Origin of the sequence: Janthinobacterium lyxosi, assembly GCF_051380665.1 — a bacterium.
GTDB lineage: Bacteria > Pseudomonadota > Gammaproteobacteria > Burkholderiales > Burkholderiaceae_D > Janthinobacterium.
The window spans coordinates 28,747-46,912 of record NZ_JBNYXM010000011.1; the positions used below are offsets into that span (position 1 = coordinate 28,747).

General features: G+C 60.8%; 12 protein-coding genes and 6 tRNA genes. 17 read left to right on the forward strand and 1 reads right to left on the reverse strand.

Annotated elements, in window-relative coordinates:
* The first annotated feature begins 7 nt into the window (after positions 1-7).
* From pdxJ to ACQ4WP_RS13635, 13 genes are all read left to right on the forward strand, one after another.
* Complete coding sequence (gene pdxJ / locus ACQ4WP_RS13575; RefSeq protein ID WP_436521383.1) at positions 8-769, forward strand: pyridoxine 5'-phosphate synthase; 762 nt, start codon at positions 8-10, stop codon at positions 767-769.
* A gap of 23 nt (positions 770-792) precedes the next feature.
* Entirely contained in the window at positions 793-1,188 is a 396-nt protein-coding gene (gene acpS / locus ACQ4WP_RS13580) for a holo-ACP synthase (protein ID WP_436521385.1), read from the forward strand.
* A 24-nt stretch (positions 1,189-1,212) separates the two neighbouring features.
* Positions 1,213-3,129: an excinuclease ABC subunit UvrC gene (gene uvrC / locus ACQ4WP_RS13585; protein WP_436521387.1), complete on the forward strand. Its 1,917-nt coding sequence runs from the start codon at positions 1,213-1,215 to the stop codon at positions 3,127-3,129.
* A gap of 127 nt (positions 3,130-3,256) precedes the next feature.
* Positions 3,257-3,841: a CDP-diacylglycerol--glycerol-3-phosphate 3-phosphatidyltransferase gene (gene pgsA / locus ACQ4WP_RS13590; RefSeq protein WP_436521389.1), complete on the forward strand. Its 585-nt coding sequence runs from the start codon at positions 3,257-3,259 to the stop codon at positions 3,839-3,841.
* Between the two features lie 105 nt (positions 3,842-3,946).
* Positions 3,947-4,022: transfer RNA gene (locus tag ACQ4WP_RS13595), tRNA-Gly, on the forward strand.
* Positions 4,023-4,114: 92 nt separating this feature from the next.
* Positions 4,115-4,190: transfer RNA gene (locus ACQ4WP_RS13600), tRNA-Gly, on the forward strand.
* A gap of 71 nt (positions 4,191-4,261) precedes the next feature.
* A tRNA-Gly gene (locus tag ACQ4WP_RS13605) sits at positions 4,262-4,337 on the forward strand.
* 56 nt (positions 4,338-4,393) lie between these two features.
* Positions 4,394-4,469, forward strand: a tRNA-Gly gene (locus ACQ4WP_RS13610).
* 83 nt (positions 4,470-4,552) lie between these two features.
* Positions 4,553-4,628 (forward strand) — tRNA-Gly (locus ACQ4WP_RS13615).
* Positions 4,629-4,670: 42 nt separating this feature from the next.
* Positions 4,671-4,744: transfer RNA gene (locus tag ACQ4WP_RS13620), tRNA-Cys, on the forward strand.
* A gap of 295 nt (positions 4,745-5,039) precedes the next feature.
* The gene (locus ACQ4WP_RS13625; protein ID WP_436521391.1) at positions 5,040-6,500 is read left to right on the forward strand and encodes a SulP family inorganic anion transporter; all 1,461 of its coding nucleotides are present in this window, start codon (positions 5,040-5,042) and stop codon (positions 6,498-6,500) included.
* Between the two features lie 70 nt (positions 6,501-6,570).
* The gene (locus tag ACQ4WP_RS13630) at positions 6,571-7,023 is read left to right on the forward strand and encodes a hypothetical protein (protein ID WP_436521393.1); all 453 of its coding nucleotides are present in this window, start codon (positions 6,571-6,573) and stop codon (positions 7,021-7,023) included.
* A 35-nt stretch (positions 7,024-7,058) separates the two neighbouring features.
* Positions 7,059-8,819 (forward strand): S41 family peptidase, encoded by a 1,761-nt coding sequence (locus ACQ4WP_RS13635; RefSeq protein WP_436521395.1) that lies wholly within the window; start codon positions 7,059-7,061, stop codon positions 8,817-8,819.
* 23 nt (positions 8,820-8,842) lie between these two features.
* Here ACQ4WP_RS13635 and ACQ4WP_RS13640 read toward each other — a convergent pair whose 3' ends face one another.
* Positions 8,843-10,549, reverse strand: coding sequence for a methyl-accepting chemotaxis protein (locus ACQ4WP_RS13640; RefSeq protein WP_436521397.1), 1,707 nt, complete (start codon positions 10,547-10,549; stop codon positions 8,843-8,845).
* Positions 10,550-10,930: 381 nt separating this feature from the next.
* On the opposite strand from ACQ4WP_RS13640, the gene ACQ4WP_RS13645 reads away from it, so the two are divergent.
* The 4 genes from ACQ4WP_RS13645 to ACQ4WP_RS13660 all read left to right on the forward strand — a co-directional run bounded on the left by ACQ4WP_RS13645 (position 10,931) and on the right by ACQ4WP_RS13660 (position 18,049).
* Positions 10,931-13,081 (forward strand): TonB-dependent receptor, encoded by a 2,151-nt coding sequence (locus ACQ4WP_RS13645; protein WP_436521399.1) that lies wholly within the window; start codon positions 10,931-10,933, stop codon positions 13,079-13,081.
* Between the two features lie 301 nt (positions 13,082-13,382).
* Positions 13,383-16,454 (forward strand): formate dehydrogenase-N subunit alpha, encoded by a 3,072-nt coding sequence (gene fdnG, locus ACQ4WP_RS13650; RefSeq protein WP_436521401.1) that lies wholly within the window; start codon positions 13,383-13,385, stop codon positions 16,452-16,454.
* A 13-nt stretch (positions 16,455-16,467) separates the two neighbouring features.
* Positions 16,468-17,388 carry a formate dehydrogenase subunit beta gene (gene fdxH, locus ACQ4WP_RS13655; protein WP_289949802.1) on the forward strand — a complete coding sequence of 307 codons (921 nt, stop codon included), beginning with the start codon at positions 16,468-16,470 and terminating at the stop codon, positions 17,386-17,388.
* Complete coding sequence (locus ACQ4WP_RS13660) at positions 17,378-18,049, forward strand: formate dehydrogenase subunit gamma (RefSeq protein ID WP_436521403.1); 672 nt, start codon at positions 17,378-17,380, stop codon at positions 18,047-18,049. The genes fdxH and ACQ4WP_RS13660 overlap by 11 nt, the downstream gene beginning before the upstream one ends.
* The last annotated feature ends 117 nt before the right edge of the window (positions 18,050-18,166 follow it).

Consider the following 18,166-nt stretch of genomic DNA (forward strand, 5'->3'; position numbering starts at 1 on the left):
ACCAACTATGAGCTTTTTGCAGCCTTCCGGCCCCGTCATCGACCTGGGCGTCAATATCGACCACGTGGCCACCTTGCGCAATGCGCGCGGCACCGCCTATCCGGACCCGATCCGCGCGGCCCTGCTGGCCGAACAGGCGGGCGCCGACGCCATCACCCTGCATTTGCGCGAAGACCGCCGCCACATCAAGGATGCGGACGTCATCGCCATCGCGCCGCAATTGCTCACGCGCATGAACCTGGAAGCGGCCGTGACGCAGGAAATGATTGACTTCGCCTGCCGCATCCGCCCGGCAGATGTGTGCCTGGTACCGGAAAAGCGCACGGAAGTGACCACCGAAGGGGGGCTGGACGTGGTGCGCTACTTCAAGGAAGTGCAGGCTGCGGTGAAACAATTGCAAGGCGAGGGCATCCGCGTGAGCCTGTTCATCGATGCGGACGAGCAACAGATCGCCGCCGCTGCCGAGCTTGGTGCTCCCGTGATCGAGCTGCACACGGGGCGCTATGCCGATACGGCAGGCGCCGAGCAATTGGCTGAGCTGGAGCGCATCCAGGCGGGCGTGCTGTTCGGCGTGGGCCGTGGCTTGAAAATCAATGCGGGCCATGGCTTGCATTACACCAACGTGCAGGCCATCGCCGCCATTCCCGATATTACTGAACTGAACATTGGCCACGCCATCGTCGCGCACGCCGTGTTTGTCGGCTGGGAAAACGCCGTGCGCGAAATGAAGGCCATCATGGTGGCCACGCGCCTGGCTGGCAAAGCCTAAACGCGCGGACAAAGGAGCTCAGCATGATCTACGGCATCGGCACCGATATCTGCAAGATTTCCCGCATCGAGGCGGCCCTGGCGCGTCACGGTGAGCGTTTCGCGAAAAAGATACTGGGGCCGCAGGAGCTGGAGAAATTCCGTGCCCGCAGCGCCAGGAATGCCGTGCGCGGCGTGCGTTTCCTGGCCACGCGCTTCGCGGCAAAAGAGGCGTTTTCCAAGGCCATCGGCCTGGGTTTGCGCATGCCGATGACCTGGCCCGCCGCGCAGATGCTGAATCACCCCAGCGGCAAGCCGATGATCGTCTGCAGCGGCGTGCTGGCGGAGTTCATGGAAAAAAACCGGCTGAGCGCGCAAGTGACCATCAGCGATGAAGAAGAATATGCGGTCGCGTTCGTGATCGTGGAGCAAGCAGTGTAACTATAAGTGCGCAATGAGCCAGCAATGACCGAAGCAAGCCCCGAACCGATCCCCGAATCGATCCCTGAATCGACCTTGGCCGAAACGCCGCCCGATCCCCGCGCGCACGTGCTGGCCACTGTCGCCAAGCTGCCGAATTTGCCCGGCGTGTACCGCTATTTCGACGCCGCCGACAAGGTGTTGTATGTCGGCAAGGCGCGCGACTTGAAAAAGCGCGTCTCCAGCTATTTCCAGAAAAACCTGGCCAGCCCCCGCATCGCCATGATGGTCGAGCGCATCGCGCGCCTGGAAACGACCGTCACGCACAGCGAGGCCGAAGCCTTGATCCTGGAAAACAACCTGATCAAGGCGCTGCAGCCGCGCTACAACATCCTGTTTCGCGACGACAAGTCGTATCCCTATTTAAAAATTACCAACGGCGACGCGCCGCGCATGGTGTATTACCGGGGCGCGGTGGACAAGAAGAACCAGTATTTCGGGCCGTTTCCCAGTTCCTGGGCCGTCAAGGAATCGATGCAGATCCTGCAGAAGGTGTTTTTGATCCGTACCTGCGAGGACAGCGTCTACGCCAACCGCACACGGCCCTGCCTGCTGCACCAGATCGGCCGCTGCAGCGCACCCTGCGTGGACCTGATCAGCAAGGAAGACTATAAGAACGACGTGGAAAACGCGGCGCGCTTCCTGCGTGGGCGCCAGAGCGAAGTGATGGCGGACCTGGAAAAGAAGATGCACGCGTTTGCCGCCGAGCTGAAATTCGAGCAGGCGGTGGTGGTGCGCAACCAGATTGCCTCGCTGTCGCGCGTGCTGCACCAGCAAAGCATGGAAACGACGGGCGACGCCGACGTCGATATCCTCGCCGTGCTGGTGCAGGGCGGGCGCGCCTGCGTCAACCTGGCCATGGTGCGCGGCGGGCGCCACCTGGGCGACCGCGCCTACTTCCCCAGCCAGCTCAGCGATGCGGCGGCGATTGCCGAAGAGCCCATCGAGGTGGAAGTGCTGGCCGCCTTCCTGGCCCAGCACTACACGGAAAAATTCATCCCCGGCACCCTGATCCTGAATATCGAGTTCGACCAGCCGGCCCTGATGGTGGCATTGATGGAGCAGTGCGGCCATCGCATCAACCTGATCTTCCAGCCGCAGGGGCAGCGCCGCCAATGGCTGGAGATGGCGCACAAGGGCGCCGAGATTTCGCTGGCGCGATTGCTGTCGGAGCAGGGTTCGCAGCAGTCGCGCACGCGCGCGCTGGCCGAAGCGCTGCGCCTGGAAACGGAAGACCTCGACAGCCTGCGTGTGGAGTGTTTCGACATCAGTCACACGCAGGGCGAGGCGACGCAGGCGTCGTGCGTGGTGTTCCACCACCACACCATGCAGAATGGCGAATACCGGCGCTACAACATCAACGACATCACGCCCGGCGACGATTACGCGGCCATGCGCCAGGTGCTGATGCGCCGCTACGAGAAGGTGGCCAATGAGGTCGCCAATGGCGATGGCGTGATGCCCGACGTGGTGCTGATCGACGGCGGCAAGGGGCAGATTGAAATGGCGCGCCAGGTGTTCGCCGAGCTGGGACTCGATATCAGCTTGATTGTCGGCGTGGCCAAGGGGGAAGGGCGCAAGGTGGGCCTGGAAACCCTGCTGTTCGTCGATGGTCGTCCAGCCCAGGAACTGGGCAAGGAGTCGGCGGCGCTGATGCTGATCGCGCAGATCCGCGACGAGGCGCACCGCTTCGCCATCACTGGCATGCGCGCCAAGCGCGCCAAGACGCGCCAGACCTCGCGCCTGGAAGAGATAGAAGGCATCGGCGCCAAGCGCCGGCAGAAGCTGCTGTCGCGCTTTGGCGGCTTGCGCGGCGTAGTCGACGCCAGCGTCGAGGATCTGATGTCGGTGGAGGGGATTTCCACGCAGCTGGCAGAGGAGATTTACAAGCAGTTGCATTAATGAAGGGATCGCCTGCTCCAGTGCTGCGGCAACCGGACTAGGCTAATACCCCCGGGCCATGTAGACTAGTGGCGCTTTCTTCATGCTTTCTTCATGTTCAATTTACCCGTCGGCCGATTGCTTCCTTATGCCTTTTAATATTCCCATCCTTTTGACCTGGCTGCGTGTGGCTCTGATTCCACTCGTCGTTGGCGTATTTTATTTGCCGCCGTCGCTGCTGCTGCATGGCGACCAGAATCTGGTTGCCACCCTGGTCTTCATTGTTGCCGCCGTGACTGACTGGTTCGATGGCTTTCTTGCGCGCCGCTGGAACCAGACCTCGGCCTTTGGCGCCTTCCTCGATCCGGTCGCCGACAAGCTGATGGTGGCGGGCGCCTTGCTGGTGCTGGTGCAGCTGGACCGTGTCAATGCCGTGTTGGCCTTTATCATCATCGGCCGCGAAATCACCATTTCCGCATTGCGCGAATGGATGGCGCAGATCGGCGCATCGAAATCGGTGGCCGTCAGCTCGATCGGCAAGATCAAGACGGCCGCGCAAATGACGGCCATTCCCTTGCTGCTGTACCACGACGTGATCTTCGGCGCGATCGATACCCACGTGTGGGGCGAAAAGTTGCTGTGGATCGCCTGCGTGCTGACGGTGTGGTCGATGTTCTATTATTTGCGCCTGGCATGGCCGCTCATCAAGGAAAAAGCGGGAAATTTGCACTAAGAATAAGCAGGTGGCTGCTTTATGCGGAATATTTTGCAAAACACCAGATATTGCCCGTTGACAGCCCCTGTAATCCCTCTATAATGCTGGCCTGTTGTTGATGACGCGGGAGTAGCTCAGTTGGTAGAGCGCAACCTTGCCAAGGTTGAGGTCGAGAGTTCGAGCCTCTTCTCCCGCTCCAGTTTTCTGGATCATGTCATAGGTAAAAACAGCAGGTGCTGTAAAAAGTAGTACTGGCGATGTAGTAGAGCTTCTGATACAATGTTGTCCACTGCGGGAGTAGCTCAGTTGGTAGAGCGCAACCTTGCCAAGGTTGAGGTCGAGAGTTCGAGCCTCTTCTCCCGCTCCAGTGAATACTGGATCAGCAGTAAAGAAGCACTGGTAAACGGTAATAAAAGGCAGTAAAATAGTGGTTCGTATGCGGGAGTAGCTCAGTTGGTAGAGCGCAACCTTGCCAAGGTTGAGGTCGAGAGTTCGAGACTCTTCTCCCGCTCCAGCGAAAGCTGGGGGCAGTACAGCAAGATGGCAGTAGCAGAAAATAGAAGCTCCAATGCGGGAGTAGCTCAGTTGGTAGAGCGCAACCTTGCCAAGGTTGAGGTCGAGAGTTCGAGACTCTTCTCCCGCTCCAGAATTCTAAAGGGAAGCTAAGCTGGCTTCCTTTTTTTATCCGCTACAGTACGCAGCGTGATTAAGCAGCAACCAAGCTCCAATGCGGGAGTAGCTCAGTTGGTAGAGCGCAACCTTGCCAAGGTTGAGGTCGAGAGTTCGAGACTCTTCTCCCGCTCCAGTTTTCAAGGTGTGCCGCAAGGCCCATCCAAGCAGTTCCTCTGGCGAGGTAGCAAAGAGGTTATGCAGCGGCCTGCAAAGCCGTTTAGACGGGTTCGATTCCCGTCCTCGCCTCCAGATGAAAAAAAATAGCCCACTTTCGAGTGGGCTATTTTTTTGTCCATATTTTTGCCGGCTGCGCATCTTGTATAATGCAAGCAAGCTCAGCCGCGCCGCCTGGCGCCTTGATGAAACTTCCCCTTTCCGCCATACCGATGTAGTCACTGACGACTTTCCTGCTCCGACCGACCTCAGCGTAGCTTTTCTGTGACGCCCGCTGGCATGGCTGCGCCTGATTATTGTCCATCAGGCCGGCATTTCCCTGTTCCGACCCTGGATTTGAATCAATGACCAACGCAACTTTTCGGGAAGAGTGCTACCCGAACGTACAAAAAATGTCCTGGCCGGCCTGACCACCTCATTCGCCCTGGTGCCCGAATGCATCGCCTTTGCCCTGGTGGCGCAGCTCAATCCCCTGATGGGCCTGTATGGCGCCTTTATCATTTGCGTGCTGACGGCCATCTTTGGCGGGCGTCCCGGCATGATTTCAGGCGCCGCAGGTTCCATGGCCGTCGTCATCGTGGCGCTGGTGGCCCAGCATGGCGTGCAATACCTGCTGGCTACCGTCGTGCTCAGTGGCATCCTGATGGTGCTGTTTGGCATCTTGCGCCTGGGTAAGCTGATCCGCATGGTGCCCCATCCCGTGATGCTGGGCTTTGTGAATGGCCTGGCCATCATCATCGCCATGGCGCAGATGGAACACTTTCGCCAGGCCTCGCCGCAAGGGGAAACCTGGTTGCAAGGCACGCCCTTGCTCGTGATGGTTGCGTTGGTGGCCCTGACCATGGCCATCGTGTACGTGCTGCCGCACATCACGCGTGCCGTGCCGCCGGCGCTGGTGGCCATCCTGGGAGTGGGCGTGCTCAGCCATGTCTTGAACTTGCCCACGCGCACCCTGGGCGACCTCGCGCATATCGCCGGCGGCTTGCCAGCCCTGCATTGGCCCACCGTGCCGCTGGACATGGCCACCTTGCACATCATCTTCCCGTATGCGGTGCTGATGGCCATGGTGGGGCTGTTGGAAACTTTGCTCACCTTTAATCTCACCGATGAGATCACGGAAACACGGGGCCAGCCGAACCGCGAATGCATCGCGCTCGGTGCCTCGAATGTCGTATCGGGCCTGTTTGGCGGCATGGGCGGCTGCGCCATGATCGGGCAGACCATGATCAACCTGAGTTCGGGCGGCCGCTCGCGCCTGTCGGGCGTGATGGCCGGCGTGATGATTTTACTGTTCATCCTGTTCCTGTCGCCGCTGATCGAGCGCATTCCGCTGGCTGCCCTCGTGGGCGTGATGTTTGTCGTGGCGCAGCAGACGTTTGCCTGGGGTTCCTTGCGCGTGCTGGGCAAGGTGCCGTTGCAGGATGCGCTGGTGATCGTCGCCGTGACGGTGATCACGGTATTCACTGACCTGGCGACGGCCGTGCTGTGCGGCATCGTCATCGCCGCCTTGAATTTTGCCTGGCAGCATGCGCGCGAAATCCGCGCCGACATCGATGACAGCAGCCCTGGCATGCGCGTCTACTTGCCGCACGGCACCCTGTTTTTTGCTTCCACCACGCATTTTCAGGAGCTGTTCCAGTCAGCGTCGGACCCGGCCCGCGTGATCCTCGACTGCCGGCACCTGCACATGGCCGATCACTCGGCCATCGCCGCCATCGAATCCCTGTATGAGCGCTATGACAAGGCCGGCAAGCATCTGCAGGTGACGCATCTGTCCGCCCGCAATGAGGCCTTGCTGCAGCGGGCCGGGGTGGACGTGAGCGTGGCGTAAAATGATGGATAGTCTGACCCGCGCAATTGCTCGAAAATGGGCGGGATTGTTGAATGTCTGTGGAGTGTGAATGCTGTCGAACGAACAAGAACAATTATTGCAGCAAAGCCAAACGGCTTTTGATGCCTACTATGACGCGTTGGGTGCCTCGCTGGTGAATTTTGTCGAGCGCCTGGGCATCCAGCCGGCGCACGAGGTATTGACGAACGCGGCCGAATACCTGCCATACATCGACGCAGCCATGCGCACCATCGTCATCCGCGACGAGAGCTGGCAGTGGGTGAAAACCATGCTCGGCTACTTTATCGGCGAATACTTCGTGCAAGGCCATGCGGGCTGCTGGTATGTGGAAACGCGGGCAGAATCGCCGCATTTCTGCCGCATCATGGTGGGCGGCTTCGAGCATGGCTTGCCGCTTGACGCCGCCATCGATCCGGAACAGCTGGCGCTCGATTTCCTGGCGCAGGCGGTGCCGCGCGAGCTGGCAACCCTGGTCGCGGATGCGCAAGCCCGCCTGAGCTGAAATACTGTCGTTGCCCCTGCCAAGGAGGAGGCTTGATGAAATGGATACCCTGTCTGAGACTGGCGCGCTGGTGCATGCCAGCCATTGCCTTTCTGCTCGTCGGTGCGGCGCCGCCGGTTCTTTCGCAGGACGGCCGCCACACCGCGTTTGAAACGGATCACGAATTCGATGCCGGCTCGCGCATCGCATTCGATGCCATGACGCCGGCGCAAGTCGACAACCTCGCCGTGCTCGGCAAGGTGTGGGGTTTCCTGAAATACCATCACCCCTTGATCACCGCAGGCGGGCGGCAGTGGGACTATGAACTCTTGCGTGTCATGCCCCGCATGCTGGCCGCACCTGACAGGGCGGCGGGCGATGTCGTGCTGCGCGACTGGATCGCCGGTTTGGGAGCGCTTGCCGATTGCGACCCTTGTGCCGTCCCGGCGCAAGGTGAGTTGCACCTGCGTCCCGCACTGCAATGGCTGGACGATGACGGCTTGCTAGGCGCCGGCTTGCGCGCCGATCTGCGGCACATTTATCTGCGCCGGCCGGCGTCGGCCAGCCAGTTTTATGTGCGCTTGCAGGAGCGGGTGGGCAATCCCGTCTTTGAGTATGAGATCGCCTACGAGAATATTGCGCTGCCCGATGCCGGCTTTCAGTTGCTGGCCTTGTTTCGCTTCTGGAATATCATCGAATACTGGGCGCCATACCGCGATACGACAGGCGACAACTGGGATGACGTTCTGCGCCAGTCGCTGCCGCGCATCGCGCTGGCCAGGGACCGTGCCAGCTATCAGCTGGAAATGATGGCCGTGATTGCGCGCCTGCACGATACCCACGCAAATCTGTGGAGTTCGCTGCGCGTGCGTCCGCCCGTGGGCGAATGCCACCTGCCAGTCAAGCTCCGCTTCATCGACAACAGTGCCGTGGTGGTCGGTTATCGGGAAGCCGAAGCGGGGGCGGCGACGCGATTGCAGGCCGGCGATGTCATCGCCAGCCTCGATGGCGTGCCGGTGGCGCAACTGGTCGCCGCCTGGCGACCTTACTATGCGGCATCGAATGAAGCGGCGCGGCTGCGCGACATGGCTGGCAAGCTGACGACTGGCGCTTGCGGCGATACCCGCCTGCAGATACGCCGCGGACAGCAGGACATGGAAATGACGGTGCAGCGCGTGCCAGTCAAGCGGCAAGCGGGGCCGGACACGCACGACAGGGAAGGGGGAACGTTCCAGCGCCTGGGCGACGATATCGCCTACCTCAAACTATCGACCCTCAAGCGGGCCGATGTGGCGGCGCATATGGCAGCGGCCGCGGGCAGCCGCGGCCTGATTATCGATATACGCAACTACCCGCGCGAGTTTGTCGTCTTTGCCCTGGGGGCCTATCTGGTCGACCGGCCCACGGAGTTTGCCCGCTTTACCAAAGGCGACCTTGGCAACCCTGGCGCCTTCCGCTGGAGCGGGGCCGTAGCCTTGCGCCCGCAAGCGCCGCCTTATGCGGGCAAGGTCATGCTGCTGGTCGATGAAGTCAGCCAGAGCCAGGCCGAATACACGGCCATGGCCTTGCGCGTGGCGCCGCGCGCGAAGGTGGTCGGCAGCACCACGGCTGGCGCGGATGGCAATATCTCGCCGTTTTCGCTGCCCGGCGGCCTGAGCACCCTGATCAGCGGCATCGGCGTGTTTTATCCGGACCGGCGCCCCACGCAGCGCGTGGGCATCATTCCGGATATCGAGGTCAGGCCCACGATTGCCGGCATACGGGCCGGGCGTGACGAGGTGCTGGAGGCAGCCATTGCAGAGATACGCCGGCAATAGCTGCTCTTGCTGCTGATGCGGACTTAAAACTCTTCCCACTCGCCTTCGGCCGGGCTTGCTGCCTTGCTGCTCTTGCGCGTCACGGGCAGGCGCAGGGCAGGGGGCGAAGCCTTGCGGACGGAAGCGGCAGGCGCTGCCGGCGCGCTGCGCTGCGCCGCTTTCACGCTGAAACGGCCGGTGGCCGCCGCGTTGGCGTCCAGGCGGAAGACGCTGACCACCTGCGCCAGTTCGCTCGCCTGTTCCTGCATCGCTTCGGCCGCTGCCGAGGCTTCTTCCACCAGGGCTGCATTTTGCTGCGTTACCTGGTCCATTTCGGAAATGGCCTGGTTGACTTGCTCGATGCCTGCGCTCTGCTCTTCGCTGGCGTTGCTGATCTCGCTCATGATGGACGTGACGAAGCCGATGCTTTGCACGATTTCTTCCATCGTCTTGCCGGCCTTGTCGACCAGATCCGTGCCTACGTCGACCTTTTGCACGGAGTCGTCGATCAAGCCTTTGATTTCCTTGGCCGCTGCTGCCGAGCGCTGCGCCAGGTTGCGCACCTCTGTTGCCACCACGGCGAAGCCGCGGCCCTGTTCGCCGGCGCGTGCCGCCTCCACGGCCGCGTTCAGGGCCAGGATGTTGGTCTGGAAGGCGATGCCATCGATGACAGAGATAATGTCGACAATTTTCTTCGACGAGGTATTGATCTCGCCCATGGTGGCCACCACTTCGGCCACCACGGCGCCGCCGCGGCTGGCGATGCCGGCCGCGTCGCCGGCCAGTTTATTCGCCTGGCGCGCGTTGTCGGCATTCTGTTTTACGGTCGAGGTCAGTTCTTCCATCGACGAAGCGGTTTCTTCCAGCGAACTGGCTTGCTGTTCCGTGCGCGATGACAGGTCCTGGTTGCCGGCGGCGATTTCCGCGGACGCCGTGGCGATGGTGTCGGTGCCGCTGCGCACCTGGCCGACGATGCCCACCAGGCTGTCGTTCATGGTTTTCAGGGCATGCATCAGCTGGCCCGTTTCATCGCGGCCTTGCGCCGTGATGATGCTGCTCAGGTCGCCTGCTGCCACGGTCTCCGCCACTTTTACGGCGTCGCGGATGGGGCCGGTGATCGAGCGCGTGATCCACCACGCAAAGCCGATGCCCATCAGCACGGCCAGCACGCCCATGGTGATGAGGAAGATGCGGGTGCTGCTGTAGGCCTCGATGATGCTGGCGCCGACGCCGTCGGCGGCCTTGATCTGCATGTTGGCAAAGCGCTTCACTTCGGCCAGGTAAGCCGTGGTGATCGGCGCGACTTCCTTCTCGAACACTTGCTTGGCGCCCGCCACGTCGCCGTCAGCCTTCATCTTGAAGGCGCGTGCGCGCGTCGTCACATAGTCGGTGCGCACCTTGCGCACGATCTTGAATTGCTCGATCACGGCCGGATTGAGCAAGGACGCGATGATGTCGTCCTGCAGTTTGCTGGAACGCTCCGCATCGACTTTCAAGTCTTCCTCGATTTTGGCGCGCACGACGGGATCGGTGATTTCAAACGAGGCGACGCCGCGCACGCTGTTCAGTTCAATGATCTTCGACCATTCAGCCACCATGCGCTGGTTCTTGATGCTGGTATTGATGAGGCGGTAAGTCAGGTCGCTGGCCGTTTGCATGCGCACGAGGGCGGTGACGGTCAAGGCGGCAAGCAACAGCAATACGACAGCAAAGCCGACGCCAAGGCGGCTGCCGATGTTCAGGTTTTTCATGTAAGTCCTAACAATTTAATAGTCATGATCGCCGCCGCCAGCAGGGGCGGACAGGCGCCGCAAGGCGCAGGGGATCGGGGTCTTCAGGTGCCGCGTGATGGCATTGCGGCGCGCCGCGCAGTGCGCGGCGTTGGAGATAAAGCAAGGGGTGTGGCGGCGTAGGGAGCCGCTAACCAGCAACCGCAAGTATAGCATTGACGCACGGAAATAGTTTTCCAAGGCAATTTTAATTTCTTATTGATATTAATTTCTTGTTGCTTTTTTACATCAAGTTGCGTGTATATAAGTACTATCACTTACATTTTGCCTTACGTTTCCCATCGCTGGCTGATATCATAATAATGATAATCATTCGTATTAAAACATCGACCAGGGAATTGTATGCAGCAACAGCGCAAGCCAGGATTCAAACCGATCACCATCGCCGTACTGGGCGCCTTGACCTTGGGCGCCGTGCCACTGGCGGCTTTGGCCCAGGAAAGCTTGCCCGCCGTCACCGTGACGGCATCGAAGGACAAGGATGCCTATGTCGCCGGCACCTCCGCCAGCGGCACCAAGACGGAAATGGCCCTGCGCGATGTGCCGCAGACGATCAATGTGGTGCCGGCCGCCGTCATCCGCGACCAGAACGCCATGTCGATCCAGGACATCATGAAGAACATCCCGGGCGTGGGCTTGTCCACGGGCGATGGCCAGCGCGACCAGGTGTTCATCCGCGGCTTCACGGCCATCGGCGACCAGTTTGTCGACGGCTTCCGCGATGACGCGCTGTATTTCCGCGACCTGTCGAATGTGGAGCGCCTGGAAGTGATCAAGGGGCCGGCCGCCGTGCTGTACGGCCGCGGCTCCTCGGGTGGTCTGGTGAACCGCATCACCAGGAAGCCGGGCGTGGATATCACGGACGTGGCCCTGAGCCTGACCAACACGGCAGGGCGCCGCGGCGAAGTCGACGTGGGCAGAGTGGGCGAGACGGTGGACTGGCGCGTCACGGGCGCGCGCGAATTGTCGGACAGCTACCGCAACCAGCAATTCATCAACCGTACGGCGCTGGCGCCGTCCGTGGCCATCCGCCTCTCTGGCGCCACCAAATTGCTGCTGCAGGGTGATTACCTGGAAGACCGCCGCCTGACGGACTTCGGCATTCCGTCCTACCAGGGCCGCCCGGTGGCTGTCGATGCGAGCACTTACTACGGCGCCGCCAACGCCCGCGATGCGGACTTCAGCCAGTCGCGCGTGGTCTCCACGGCCGCCACGCTGACGCACAAGTTCAGCGATAGCTTGTCGCTGCGCAATGCCTTCCGCTATTACGATTACCACCTGGACCGCAATAACACGAATATTTTCGGCAACGTCAACGAAGTCAATGGCACGATGCAACTGCGGCATGCCAAGCTGAACCGCGACGAGAGCGGCTGGTTCAACCAGACGGAACTGACGCAAAAGCTCGTTACGGGCACTTTGCGCCATGAAGTGCTGTACGGCGCCGAGTTCGGCAAGCAAAACAAGGACTCCAGCAGCTGGGCTGGCCCCGTGCCGAAGACTTCTTTTTCGATCTTCAAGCCTGTCCTGCCGGTGGTCAATCCGCGTGACCTGGGACCGCGCAGCGATACTTTCGGTACCTATGACACGGCCGCCGCCTACGTGCAGGATGCCATCAGCTTCAGCGACGAGTGGAAGGCGCTGGCCGGCCTGCGCTACGACCGCTACAAGCAGCAGTCGCGCCTGGCCAATGCGCTTGGTGTGACGACGGCCGACCTGTCGCGCACGGATTCGGCCTACAGCCCCCGCGCCGGCCTCGTCTGGCAACCCAGCGCGGTGCAATCGTACTACGCCTCGTGGAGCCGCTCGTTCCAGCCCAGCGGCGAAAACTTCGCCCTGGCCGCCAACAATGCCGACCTGGCGCCGGAAACCACGCGCAACATGGAAGTGGGCGCCAAGTACGACCTGTGGGGCGGCCGCGCCAACGCCACCGTGTCGCTGTTCCGCCTGGAACGCGACAACATCAAGAGCAGTGACCCCATCACGAACCGCATCGTGCCCGTCGGCACCCAGCGCACGGACGGCCTGGAGCTGACCTTCAATGCGGATCTGCACGATGGCTGGAAAATGATGGCCGGCTACGCTTACCTGGACGCCACCATCACCGATTCCATCGCCGTCGACAAGAGCGTCAACCTGCCGGGCGGCATCATCGCCAGAGAAGTGCCTGTCAAAGGCAAGCGCGCCACCTTGACGGCGCGCAATACGGCCAACCTGTGGCTGACGAAAGACCTGGGCCACGGCTTCACGGTGGGTGGCGGCGCGAATGCCGTCGGCAGCCGTTTTGCCAATTCCGGCAACACGGTGGTCTTGCCTGGCTACGTGACGGCCGACGCCATGGCCGCATACCGCACGGGCCGCTATGAAGTGCAGCTGAACGTCAACAATATCGGCGACACCCGCTACATCGTCTCGGGCCACGGTTCCAGCCCGAACCTGAGCCTGCCGGGCGCGCCGCGCACTGTGGCGCTGACCTTGCGCTACAGTCTGTAATTTTTCCCGCTTCCATACAAACCCGCTCGCGAGCGGGTTTTTTCATGGGCGGGTAGCGATATGCAAGCGCGCAGCGCGCGGGATGGGCCGGGACCGGCAGGTTGGCATTGTTTAGAGGAACTGTTCGATACCAATAAAATAATGTTGACTATGTGCAATTTTTTCCGGCGGTTTGGGCCTTGATGGGGTTTGAGGGGTAAAATGCTGTCATACGGCACAGGCATGGTGCTTATATCTTAGTGATATGACACTACCACACGTTGTATGACTTTTTATTTACTCACATCATAGAGGCCTGAATATGGTTCAGATGTCCAGGCGCCAGTTCCTTCGGGTAACTGGCGCGACCATTGCTGGTTCCAGTCTCGCCCTGCTCGGTTTCGCACCGGGTCAGGCGATGGCGGAAGTGCGGCAATACAAGCTGTCTCGCACCACCGAGACACGCAATACCTGTCCTTACTGTTCGGTAGGATGCGGCGTCCTGCTGTATGGACTGGGTGACGGCGGGAAAAATGCCGTCTCCAGCATCATCCACGTGGAAGGCGATGCCGATCACCCGGTGAACCGCGGCACCTTGTGCCCGAAGGGCGCCAGTCTGGTCGACTTCATCCACAGCCCGAACCGCCTGAAAGTGCCCGAATACCGCGCACCGGGCGGCACGGAATGGCAACCGATCGCCTGGGATGTGGCGCTCGACAAGATCGCGCGCCTGATGAAGGATGACCGCGATGCCAACTTGATCGAAAAGAATGCCGACGGCAAGACCGTCAACCGCTGGCTCTCCACCGGCATGCTGGCCGCGTCCGCCGGCAGCAACGAGGTCGGTTACCTGACCCACAAGACAGTGCGCAGCATGGGGATGCTGACCTTTGATAATCAGGCGCGTGTATGACACGGACCGACGGTGGCAGGTCTTGCCCCGACGTTTGGCCGTGGCGCAATGACGAATCATTGGGTCGATATCAAGAATGCCGATGTGATTTTGGTCATGGGCGGCAATGCAGCAGAAGCACATCCTTGCGGATTCAAATGGGTAACGGAAGCGAAGGCGCATAACAAGGCCAAGCTGATCGTTGTCGATCCGCGTTTTACCCGTACCGCATCCGTGGCAGATTACTACTGCGCCACGCGTACCGGCACGGACATCGTCTTCCTCGGCGCGATCATCAATTATCTGCTGACGAACGACAAGATCCAGCATGAGTACGTGCGCAACTACACGGACATGCCCTTCATCGTGCGCGAAGACTATGCGTTCGAAGACGGCCTGTTCTCGGGTTTCGACAAGGAAAAAGGCAAGTACACCAACAAGGCCACCTGGGATTACGAGATCGGCGACGACGGTTATGCCAAGGTCGACCCGACCCTGGAGCACCCGCGCTGCGTCTACCAGATGATGAAGAAGCACTACTCACGCTACACGACCGAGATGGTCGAACGTACGTGCGGCGTGTCGCCCGACAAGTTCCATAAGGTGGCGGAAGCATTGGCTTCGACCGCCGTGCCGGGACGCGCCGGCACCATTTTGTACGCACTGGGCTGGACGCACCACTCGACGGGCGCGCAAACCATCCGCACGGGCGCCATGGTGCAGTTGCTGTTGGGTAATATGGGTATCGCGGGCGGCGGCATGAACGCCTTGCGGGGCCACTCGAACATCCAGGGATTGACCGACCTGGGCCTGATGTCGAACCTGTTGCCAGGTTACATGACCTTGCCCAACGAAGCCGAGCAGGATTTCGATGGCTATATCGCCGCGCGCGCCACCAAGCCGCTGCGGCCGAACCAGCTCAGCTACTGGAGCAATTACCGCAAGTTCCACGTCAGCTTCATGAAGACGTGGTGGGGTGATTTCGCCACGGCCGAGAACAATTACGCCTTCGACTACCTGCCAAAGCTGGACAAGCCGTATGACTTGATGCAAGCCATCGAGAACATGCACCAAGGCAAGATGACGGGCTATATCTGCCAGGGCTTCAATGTGCTGGCGTCCGCGCCGAACAAGCAGAAAGTCACGGAATCGCTGTCGAAGCTGAAGTTCCTCGTCATCATGGATCCGCTGGCCGTGGAAACGGGCGAATTCTGGAAGCCGCACGGGCAATACCACGAAGTCGATCCCACCAAGATCATGACGGAAGTGTTCCGCTTGCCGACCAGCTGCTTCGCCGAAGAGCGCGGTTCTCTGGTCAGTTCCTCGCGCGTGCTGCAGTGGCACTGGCAGGCGGCCGAACCGCCGGGCCAGGCGCGCAGCGACCTGGAGATCATGTCGGGTCTGTTCCTGCGCATGCGTAGCATGTACCAGAAAGAGGGCGGCAAGTTCCCCGATCCTATCGTCAACCTGACGTGGAATTATGCGCAGCCGCACAACCCGCAGCCGGAAGAAATCGCCCGCGAATTCAACGGCCGTGCGCTGGCCGATCTGTACGATCTCAAGGATCCGACCAAGCTGCTGGTCAAGAAGGGCGAGCAGCTGGCTTCGTTTGCGCAATTGCGCGACGACGGCACGACGTCGAGCGGTTGCTGGATTTTTGCCGGCAGCTGGACGCAGGCGGGCAACCAGATGGGACGGCGCGACAATAGCGACCCGACGGGCATCGGCCAGACTTTGGGCTGGGCCTGGGCGTGGCCGGCGAACCGCCGCGTGCTGTACAACCGCGCCTCGTGCGACTTGAAGGGCAAGCCTTTCGATCCGACCCGCAAGCTCATCGAGTGGAATGGCACGAACTGGAGCGGGGCCGATATTCCCGACTTCAAGGTCGACGAACCGCCGGAAAACGGCATGGGGCCGTTCATCATGCTGGGCGAGGGCGTGGCGCGCTTCTTTGCGCGTGGCGCCATGGCTGAAGGACCGTTCCCCGAGCATTACGAGCCGTTCGAAAATCCGCTGGGCTATAACCCCATGCATCCGAAAAACCCGCAGGCGACCAGCAATCCGGCCGCGCGCGTGTTCGCCGCTGACCGCAAGCAATTCGGCACGCACGAGGAATATCCGCATGTGGCGACCAGCTACCGCCTGACCGAGCATTTCCATTACTGGACCAAGCATGCACGCTTGAACGCCATCATCCAGCCGCAGCAATTCGTTGAAATCGGCGAAGAGCTGGCCAAGAGCATCGGTGTCGTTGCCGGCGGTGAAGTGCGCGTCAGTTCCAAACGGGGGCACATCATCGCCAAGGCCGTGGTCACCAAGCGCATCAAGGCGTTGATGATCGAGGGCAAGCTGGTGCATACCGTGGGCCTGCCGCTGCACTGGGGCTTTACGGGCGTGGCCAAGCCGGGGTATCTGATCAATACCCTGACGCCGGGCGTGGGGGATGCGAATTCGCAAACGCCGGAATTCAAGTCCTTCCTCGTGAAGGTGGAAAAAGCATGATGGGAGCTCAATAATGGCACTGCAATCCTTAGATATCCGGCGCCTGTCGGCTACCACGGTGACGCCGCCGCAAGCACGCAGCCCGGTGACGGGCACCGTGGCCAAGCTGATCGATGTGTCGAAATGCATCGGCTGCAAGGCTTGCCAGACGGCGTGCATGGAATGGAACGACTTGCGCGATGAAGTCGGCGAAAACCATGGCACCTATGACAATCCGACGGACTTGACGCCGCAATCGTGGACGGTGATGCGTTTTGCCGAACACGAAGACAACGACGGCAACCTCGAGTGGCTGATCCGCAAGGATGGCTGCATGCACTGCGAGGACCCGGGCTGTTTGAAAGCCTGTCCGGCGCCGGGCGCCATCGTGCAATACACGAATGGCATTGTCGATTTCCATCAGGAAAACTGCATCGGCTGCGGCTACTGCGTGGCTGGCTGTCCTTTCGACGTGCCCCGCATTTCGAAAAAGGACGACCGCGCCTACAAGTGCACGCTGTGTTCGGACCGCGTCGCCGTGGGCCAGGAACCGGCCTGCGTGAAAACCTGCCCGACGGGCGCCATCGTCTTCGGCACCAAGGAAGACATGAAGGTGCATGCGGAAGAGCGCATCGTCGACCTGAAGTCGCGCGGTTTCGAGAACGCGGGCCTGTACGATCCGCTGGGTGTGGGCGGCACGCACGTGATGTACGTGCTGCACCATGCCGACAAGCCGAAGCTGTATTCGAACTTGCCGGAACGCCCACGCATCAGCCCGATGGTGGGCTTCTGGAAGGGCTGGTCCAAGCCGCTGGCGGTGGCCGGCATGGCTGCCACGGCACTGGCAGGCTTCTTCCATTACACGCGTGTCGGTCCGAACGAAGTGAGCAAGGACGAAGAGCACGAAGCCTTGGAAGAGGCCAAGCGCATCCGGGAGGAACAGCATGAAGCATAGTGAACAGCACGATGGCAAGCTGCGCGACAAGGATGGCAACCCGCTGATCCAGCGCTATGATCCCAACGAGCGGACGAATCACTGGGTCACCGCCATCACCTTCGTCATGCTGGCCCTGTCCGGCCTGGCCATGTTCCATCCTTCGATGGCGTGGCTGGCGAACCTGTTCGGCGGCGGGCAATGGACGCGCATTTTGCATCCGTTTGCCGGCCTGGTGATGTTTGTCTCGTTCGCGATCCTGGTGGTGCGCTTCTGGCACCACAACAAGTTCGAGGACGGCGACAAGCAGTGGCTGAAACAGATGGACGACGTGCTCCATAACCGCGAGGAAAAGCTTCCGAAGGTCGGCAAATACAATGCCGGCCAGAAGATCCTGTTCTTCGTGTTGTTGGCAAGCATGATTGGCCTGTTGCTGTCGGGCATAGTGATTTGGCGCGCGTATTTCGCGTTCTATTTCCCGATCGACGTGGTGCGTTTTGCCGCCTTGTTGCATGCCGGTTGCGCTTTTGCCATCATCTGCGCCATCATCGTGCACATCTACGCGGCCCTGTGGGTCAAGGGCTCGATCGGCGCCATGGTGCGCGGCACCGTCACCTACGGCTGGGCGCGCAAGCACCATCCGAAGTGGTTTGAAGCGGTGATGCGCAACAGCAAGGATTAAGCTGCTGCAAGCGATACCCTGCTGCAAGAGCCGGGGCCGGTCCCACAGGATCGGCCCCTTTCTCTTTATCGATTAAAATACTTTTACAGCACAGCCAACTCCGCTGGCTCTGCCTTG

What these genes read in the sequence shown, in the direction of transcription:
- pgsA (WP_436521389.1), top strand. Translation starts at nt 3,257, where the DNA reads ATGCCTTTTAATATTCCCATCCTTTTGACCTGGCTGCGTGTGGCTCTG.
- pdxJ (WP_436521383.1), top strand. Translation starts at nt 8, where the DNA reads ATGAGCTTTTTGCAGCCTTCCGGCCCCGTCATCGACCTGGGCGTCAAT.
- uvrC (WP_436521387.1), top strand. Translation starts at nt 1,213, where the DNA reads ATGACCGAAGCAAGCCCCGAACCGATCCCCGAATCGATCCCTGAATCG.
- ACQ4WP_RS13635 (WP_436521395.1), top strand. Translation starts at nt 7,059, where the DNA reads ATGAAATGGATACCCTGTCTGAGACTGGCGCGCTGGTGCATGCCAGCC.
- ACQ4WP_RS13640 (WP_436521397.1), bottom strand. Translation starts at nt 10,549, where the DNA reads ATGAAAAACCTGAACATCGGCAGCCGCCTTGGCGTCGGCTTTGCTGTC.
- fdxH (WP_289949802.1), top strand. Translation starts at nt 16,468, where the DNA reads ATGGCACTGCAATCCTTAGATATCCGGCGCCTGTCGGCTACCACGGTG.
- acpS (WP_436521385.1), top strand. Translation starts at nt 793, where the DNA reads ATGATCTACGGCATCGGCACCGATATCTGCAAGATTTCCCGCATCGAG.
- ACQ4WP_RS13645 (WP_436521399.1), top strand. Translation starts at nt 10,931, where the DNA reads ATGCAGCAACAGCGCAAGCCAGGATTCAAACCGATCACCATCGCCGTA.
- ACQ4WP_RS13630 (WP_436521393.1), top strand. Translation starts at nt 6,571, where the DNA reads ATGCTGTCGAACGAACAAGAACAATTATTGCAGCAAAGCCAAACGGCT.
- ACQ4WP_RS13660 (WP_436521403.1), top strand. Translation starts at nt 17,378, where the DNA reads ATGAAGCATAGTGAACAGCACGATGGCAAGCTGCGCGACAAGGATGGC.